Source organism: Sutterella massiliensis (assembly GCF_016899755.1).
Taxonomy (GTDB): Bacteria; Pseudomonadota; Gammaproteobacteria; order Burkholderiales; family Burkholderiaceae_F; genus Sutterella; species Sutterella massiliensis.
Window position 1 is genome coordinate 1 of sequence record NZ_JACJJC010000515.1, and the last position, 243, is coordinate 243.

1 protein-coding gene is annotated in these 243 nt (G+C 56.8%); it reads right to left on the reverse strand.

The genetic code is table 11. The features are described from left to right. The coding region (locus H6A60_RS13530; RefSeq protein WP_205105396.1) for an aryl-sulfate sulfotransferase at nt 1-243 on the reverse strand (243 nt) is incomplete at both ends.

Consider the following 243-nt stretch of genomic DNA (forward strand, 5'->3'; position numbering starts at 1 on the left):
CCCTGGTCGAGCGCCTTCAGCACGTTGTCGCGGTACGGATCGAGAATTTCCCAAAGCTTGAACTCGTCAACAGCATTGCCTTCCGAATCCATTTCGACGATGAGGTCGCGAACCGTGTGAACGCGCTTGTTGTCCGCACGACGGAGGTCCGATGAAGAGACGCGAAGGAATGTATGGCCGTTCTGAGCCTGATCGAGTGCGTGCGAATAGTCGGCGTAACCGAGCGGCAGGCGACGATTGAAT